Source organism: Brachybacterium sp. JB7 (genome assembly GCF_003335205.1).
GTDB classification, from domain to species: domain Bacteria; phylum Actinomycetota; class Actinomycetes; order Actinomycetales; family Dermabacteraceae; genus Brachybacterium; species Brachybacterium alimentarium.
Genome location: NZ_QPGN01000011.1, coordinates 93,958 through 100,451, shown reverse-complemented (window position 1 = coordinate 100,451; position 6,494 = coordinate 93,958). Strand labels below are relative to the sequence as shown.

At 72.5% G+C, this 6,494-nt stretch carries 7 protein-coding genes; 5 read left to right on the top strand and 2 right to left on the bottom strand.

Annotation, left to right across the window (positions count from 1 at the left end):
* Positions 1 to 700, bottom strand: a 700-nt coding sequence (locus CIK81_RS13150) for a histidine phosphatase family protein (protein ID WP_147272360.1), incomplete at its 3' end; no start/stop codon positions are given.
* 288 nt (positions 701 to 988) lie between these two features.
* Between CIK81_RS13150 and CIK81_RS13140 the strand changes: the two genes are divergently transcribed.
* From CIK81_RS13140 to CIK81_RS13130, 3 genes are all read left to right on the top strand, one after another.
* The gene (locus tag CIK81_RS13140; protein ID WP_114306226.1) at positions 989 to 1,987 is read left to right on the top strand and encodes a dihydroxyacetone kinase subunit DhaK; all 999 of its coding nucleotides are present in this window, start codon (positions 989 to 991) and stop codon (positions 1,985 to 1,987) included.
* Positions 1,988 to 1,997: 10 nt separating this feature from the next.
* Positions 1,998 to 2,726, top strand: coding sequence for a DAK2 domain-containing protein (locus tag CIK81_RS13135; RefSeq protein ID WP_114306225.1), 729 nt, complete (start codon positions 1,998 to 2,000; stop codon positions 2,724 to 2,726).
* Positions 2,727 to 2,929: 203 nt separating this feature from the next.
* Positions 2,930 to 3,802, top strand: coding sequence for a sulfite exporter TauE/SafE family protein (locus CIK81_RS13130; RefSeq protein WP_114355795.1), 873 nt, complete (start codon positions 2,930 to 2,932; stop codon positions 3,800 to 3,802).
* A 92-nt stretch (positions 3,803 to 3,894) separates the two neighbouring features.
* Here the strand turns inward: CIK81_RS13130 and CIK81_RS13120 are convergent, their stop codons facing one another.
* Positions 3,895 to 5,022 (bottom strand): YafY family protein, encoded by a 1,128-nt coding sequence (locus tag CIK81_RS13120; RefSeq protein ID WP_241964162.1) that lies wholly within the window; start codon positions 5,020 to 5,022, stop codon positions 3,895 to 3,897.
* Positions 5,023 to 5,135: 113 nt separating this feature from the next.
* Here CIK81_RS13120 and CIK81_RS13115 point away from each other — a divergent pair, with 113 nt between their 5' ends.
* Positions 5,136 to 5,711 (top strand): DUF664 domain-containing protein, encoded by a 576-nt coding sequence (locus tag CIK81_RS13115; RefSeq protein ID WP_096196222.1) that lies wholly within the window; start codon positions 5,136 to 5,138, stop codon positions 5,709 to 5,711.
* Positions 5,712 to 5,774: 63 nt separating this feature from the next.
* Positions 5,775 to 6,389, top strand: a complete 615-nt coding sequence (locus CIK81_RS13110; RefSeq protein WP_096163725.1) for a DinB family protein — start codon at positions 5,775 to 5,777, stop codon at positions 6,387 to 6,389.
* The last annotated feature ends 105 nt before the right edge of the window (positions 6,390 to 6,494 follow it).

Genomic DNA, 6,494 nt, shown 5'->3' with positions numbered 1-6,494 from the left:
CGGGGTCCGTGGTGGCGGCGGCCTCGAGCAGGGTCTCGTCGAGCTCCTCGTCGGCCGTGACGTCGTGCCGGGTGTCTCCCAGCAGGTGGCGGCCGCCGAGCGGATCACCGATCCACTCCTCGAGAGTCCAGCCCTGGTCGGGGTGCCCGACCAGCGTGACCATGCCGGTGTTGAACAGCGGGCTGCCCTCGCGCGTGGACGGTGCGAGCCCGCCGACGATGGTCGCGAACACGCGGATCGCCGCGCCGTGGCTGACCACCGCGACCGTCGCATCCTCGGCGTGGTGGGCGGCGATGCGGCGCAGGGCACCGGTGTAGCGCTCCCAGAAGGTGTGGCCGTCCTCGCCGCCGGGCAGGGCGTGGTCGAAGTCGTGACTGCCCCAGATCGCTTGGGTCTGCTGATAGGCCTCGACGGATTCCGCGTCCCGGTGCATCTCGACGTCACCCGCGACGATCTCCTCGAGACCCTCGGTGACCTGCGCGTCCAAGCCCAGGGCAGTCGCCAGCGGCGCGGCCGTCTCCTGGGTGCGCACGAGCTTCGAGACGTACAGGCCCTCGATCGTCTCGTGCGCGAGCGCGTCGGGCAGGGCGCGCGCCTGCTCGCGCCCGAGGTCGGTGAGCCCGGCACCGGGGACGGCGGTGTCGAGGGCGCCGAGGACGTTGTTCGGGGTCTGGCCATGGCGGATCAGGAGAAGACGCATAGGCCGGACCTTAGGCCACGAACGTGAGGCCATGGTGGGACGCAGGGCCGAGACCGACGGCATCGAGGACGTCCGCGACCTGGGGGCGCCGACGGACCGGGACCTGGGGGCGCCGACGGCCCGGGAGGCCGGTGGCCGCGCCCCCGCCCGGGACCGGGCTCCGGTCGCGGGCAGCGCACGTCGGGCGCACGCGAGAACAGGGGGTGAGCCGGAGCAGTGCGGGGAATGGGTTCGTGCGGCCTCTCGGCGTAGCCTGGTCAGGACCACGTGCCCACCCGAGGAGCGCCCATGCGTCGCAGCATCATCAATGACCCCGACGAGCTGATCCCGCAGGCCCTTGAAGGACTCGCGCTCAGCCATCCCACCCTGCTCGAGCTGCATGCCGAGCACCGCTTCCTCACCCGCAAGGAGCCTGCCCGCAACAAGGTGGGCCTGGTCAGCGGGGGAGGCTCCGGTCATGAGCCCCTGCACGCCGGCTTCGTCGGCACCGGGATGCTCGACGTCGCCGTGGCGGGCGCGGTGTTCGCGAGCCCCACCGCCCTGCAGGTCCTCGAAGCGACCAGGGCCGCCGATTCCGGCCGCGGCGTGGTCCAGATCGTCAAGAACTACACCGGCGACGTGCTGAACTTCCGCATCGCCGGCGAGATCAGCGGCGACGACGCGATCGAGACCGAGATGGTGCTGGTCGACGACGACCTCGCCACCGAGACCGAGGACGGCGGCGGCCCCGGTCGGCGCGGCACCGCCGCTACCGTGATCGTCGAGAAGGTATGCGGCGCCGCCGCCGAGGAGGGCGCGACCCTCGCCGAGGTCGCGGAGATCGGGCGCCGCGCGGCGGCATCGGCCCGCACCATGAGCCTCGCGCTCTCCGCCGGCACCCATCCCGGCGACGAGGAACCGCAGTTCACCCTCGGAGACGACGAGGTGGAGCTCGGTGTGGGGATCCACGGCGAGCGGGCCGCGCAGCGCGTCCCCTTCACCGACGCCGATGGCCTCACCGACCTGCTGCTGGGCCCCCTGCTCGCCGAGCTCGAGCTGGGCCACGGCGACATGGTGCTCGCGATCGTCAACGGTCTGGGCTCCACCTACCCGCTCGAGCTCAACGTCGTCGCCCGCGCCCTGCACCAGCGGCTCGGCGAGGCGGGCATCGAGATCAGCCGCTCGCTCGTCGGCCCCTACGTGACCAGCCTGGACATGCACGGCGTCTCGATCACCCTGATGCCGCTGGACGACGAGATGCGCCGACTGTGGGACGCGCCCGTCCGCACGCCGGCCCTGACCTGGTAAGGAACACGCCATGAACGATCAGACCCCCAGCAGGACTCTTCCCGCCGGCTTCGGCCGCGCCTTCGTGCTCACCCTGCGCGAAGCCTTCGAGGGTACGGCGGACGACCTCGGCGACCTCGATCGTCGCGCCGGCGACGGCGACTTCGGCACCAACGTGCGCACCGCGATGAAGCACCTCGACGCGACCCTCGAGACCGATCTGCCCAGCAGCTACCGCGAGTATCTGACCGCGCTGTACAGGGCGTGGCTCGGCGTGGGCGGCACCAGCGGACCGCTGTTCGGCATGTTCTTCCGCGACCTGGCGAAGGCGGGAGAAGCGCGCGGCGACGGGCCGGGGGAGGAGCCCGGGTCGGAGGCGGGCGCCGACGTCCCCACCATCGCCCAGTTCGCGGACGCGCTCGCCGCCGGCCAGGCCACCATCCAGAAGTACGGCGAGGCGGAGGTGGGCGACAAGACGATGATCGACTCCCTCGACCCGGCCGTCGCCGCCCTGCGCGCGGCCCTCGAGGCTGATGCGGAGACCACCTCCGTCGAGGCCCTGTTCGCGGCGGAGGATGCTGCGGTCCAGGCGGCCACTGCGACGGCGCAGACCACCGCGCGCCGCGGCCGCGCGAGCTACGTCGGCGACGCCTCCCAGGGCGTCATCGACCCCGGCGCCGCCGCCATGGCCCTCGTGATCAGCTCCGCCCGGGCCGGCGCCGACGGATCCGGCGTCGCCCACTTCGGCTGGATCGCCTGACCGACCCGCACGTCCGCCCACCCCGTCACCGCTCCCAGGCCTCGTGATGTGCCCGTGCCGCTGCGTCGATCGAGCGCGACCATGGCGTGCACGTCGCGGCTCGTCTCTGACGCCTCGGCCGCAGGCGGTGGACGGACGGGCCGAACAGCGCGCTGCTGGACCGGGATGATCCGTCGTGAGCAGCGCTGGTAGTTTCGATTCTCGTGTCCGACCTCGCCGCCCTGATCCCCACCCTCGGCACAGCCAGCTGGGTGCTCGTGATGATCGGCGCCCTCGTCGTCGGCCTGTCCAAGACCGCCATGCCCGGCGGCGGCACTATCGCCGTGGGCGTCTTCGCGCTCGCCCTGCCCGCGAAGGAATCCACCGCCGCACTGCTCCTCCTGCTCATGGTCGGCGACGCGACCGCGCTGTGGGTCTACCGGCGCGAGCCGGACGTCCGCACGCTGGTGCGGCTCATCCCCAGCGTGCTCCTCGGCATCGTGCTCGGCACGGTCTTCTTCGCGACCGTGGGCGGGGACACCGTGCGCACCACCATCGGCGTGATCCTGCTGGTCCTGATCGCCGTGACCGTGTGGCGACGGCGCGCGGCCCGCGTGACGAAGGCGGGACCGGTGCCTTCGGCGACTCCGGCCGGTGACCCGTCGGGCCCCTCGCCTGACCTGTCGGCCCCTTCGCCCGCCACGGCGACCCCCGCCCCCGCTCCCGCGCCGTCGGGCCCCGGCGTGGCGATCAGCCGCGCCGGGTACGGGGTGCTGGGCGGCTTCACCACCATGGTCGCCAACGCCGGCGGACCCGTGATGTCGATGTATTTCTACGCGATGCGGATGCCGGTGCTGACCTTCCTCGGCACCTCCGCCTGGTTCTTCGCCATCGTCAACGTCATCAAGCTGCCGTTCTCCGCTGGCCTCGGTCTCATCACCCGCGACACCCTCGTGATGGACCTGATGCTGGTGCCGCTCGTGCTGATCGGCGCGTACTGCGGGGCGAAGATCGCCCGGCGCATCCCGCAAGGCGTTTTCGAGAAGCTGATCCTGGTGCTCACCGTCGTCTCGGCGCTGGCCCTGCTCGTCCTCTGAGCCGAGCCGAGCCGAGCCGAGTCGAGGAGAGCGGGGAACGGGACTCCAAGCCGAGCGGCGGACGCGACATCTCTCGGGCGGCATGCTGCGACTTATCGTGCCTCGGGTGCCTCGGGTGCCTCGGGTGCCTCGGGTGCCTCGGGTGCCTCGGGTGCCTCGGGTGCCTCGGGTGCCTCGGGTGCCTCGGGCGCACCGGGTGCGTCGGGCGGCTCGGCGGTGGCGGGTGCGCCGGGTGCTGAAGGCTTGCCTGCTGCATCGGGGGCGAGCGTGGCGCGGCCCGCCCACGTGCTGAGGTCCTGGAGCACGGTGAGCAGCTCGGGCGGCTCGATCACCTCGATCGGCGCGCCCAGACCGATCAGGTGCATGGCCACCCAGCGCAGATCCCCGTTGCCGGATCCGGCGCGCACGATGCAGGCGTCGTCGTCGGCCCCGTCGGCCGTGACGGTGGCAGCGCGCACCGGCACCAGCTTCTCGACCTCGTGCAGCGGGCGGCGGATCCTCACGGTGACCGCCCGCGTATAGGCGCCGACGGTGATCGACTCGCGCACCGTGCGCTCGATGTCGGGGGTGGGGCGCGGCGTGATCGCGAACGTGCTCGGATGCACCGCCTGCATACGGTCCAGGCGGAAGGTGCGCCAGTCCTCGCGGCCGAGGTCCCAGGCGAAGAGGTACCAGCGTCCGTCGACCGCGAGCACGCGGCGGGGCTCGAGCCGGCGCTCCCCGCGCTCTCCGTCCCCCTTCTCGTAGTCGATGCGCACGCGCAGACCATCCCGCACCGCTGTGGCCAGGGCGATCAGCACCTCGGCGCGGGCGGCGGGGACGGGCCGCGCCACCACGCCCAGCGCATCGGTGACGGCCGAGACCTCCGAGCGGACCGTCGGCGGGAGCAGGCGATCCAGTGCCGCGAGGGCACGCAGCGCTTCGGCGTCGAGCCCTTCCAGGCCCGACGCGGCGGTGAGCCGCAGGCCCACGGCCACGGCGACCGCCTCCTGCGCGGACAGCAGCAGCGGCGGCAGCTCCCTGCCCGCACCGAGCTGGTACCCGCCGCCGTGTCCGGCCGAGGTCAGCACCGGATAGCCCATCTCACGCAGCCGGTCCACGTCGCGGCGCACCGTCCGGGTGGTCACCGCCATCTCCGCGGCGAGCTCCGGCCCGCTCCAGACCGTGCGCGACTGCAGCAGCGCCAGGAGTCGCAGGGCCCTCTTCGTCACGTCGCTCATGAGAGGAGTCTGCCTCTCTTCGCGGACAGAAGCTGTCCTCCCAGGGGTCGACAGTAGTTCTCGACCGGACAGCCCGGACGTGCGGACCTCCGCATCGACGAAAGAGAGACCCCATGCCGTTCCTCACCGCAGAGACCACCGACGAGCGCGACAGCCTCGCGACGTTCGCGCAGCAGCAGCTCGACCAGATCGCCACCACCCTCGTCGGGCTCGACCGCGGGCAGCTCGCGTCGCAGCCGAGCGCGTCGGGGATGAGCCTCGGCGCCCTTGCCCGGCACAGCCTCTTCGTGGCCGAACGGGCCGCACAGGAGTTCGCGGCGGCCCCGGAGGCCGCCCCCGTCCCCGAGCGGACCGCCGAGCAGTACCAGTCCGAGGGGACGATCGCTCCGGACGCGCTGCGCGAGGACGACACCGCGGAATCGCTCGCGGAGCAGCTGCATCGGGTCGCCGAGGAGCTCGCCGCAGCCATCCGCGGCGTCGACCCCGAGACCCGCGGCCCGGTGCCCGGGCAGCCCTGGTTCGAAGGGCGGGAGACCTGGAGCATGCGCTGGTACGCGCTGCACCAGATCGAGGAGCAGGCTCGCCACGCCGGCCATGCGGACATCCTCCGCGAGAGCATCGACGGCAAGGGGGCCTACGAGCTCAACGCCCTCGCCGCGGGGGAGACGTGGCCGCCCGCCGGCTGGTGAGCCCGGCGGATGAGCGCAGCGCGGCCGACGACGGATGACCCCACGACCGATGAGGAGAACCCCATGAACGACGACGACGCACCGACCGCTCCGACCGAAGGCCGGGACGGGGACCTGCCCACCGTCCTCGTCGACCAGATCGAGCTCCATGTCCGGGAGCATCTGCGGCCACGGCTCGAGGGCCTGACCGACGAGGAGTACTTCTTCGACCCGTCGGCCGACGGGAATGCCTGGACGATCCACCCACGCACTCCCGCCGGGCAGACGCCGCCCACCTCGCTCCAGGGCGGTGACGGGGACATGGTCATCGACTTCGAGTTCCCCGAACCCGAGCCGAGCCCGCTCACCACCATCGCCTGGCGGCTCGGGCACGTCATCGTCGGTGTCCTGGCCATGCGCACCAGCTCGCATTTCGGTGGGCCGCCCGCGGACTACATGAGCTGGACCTATGCCGCCACCGCCCAGGAGGCGCTGGCCCAGTTCGATACGGAGTACGACCGCTGGATCACCGGGGTGCGGTCCTGGAGCGCGGAGGACCTGCAGGTCGCGGTCGGGGAGGCCGAAGGGCCATGGGCCGAGTACTCCCGGGCCACGCTCGTCGCTCACGTCAACCGCGAGCTCATCCACCATCTCGCCGAGATCGCCCTGCTGCGGGATCTCTGGGCGCACCGGGCCTGAGCGATCGGGCGACTCGCCGGACAGGGCCGTGCCACGAGGCCGAGCCCGGGAGGCGCGGAGAGGACGGCCCCCGGAGCTCGAACCCGGGGGCCTCGGAAGTGGCCG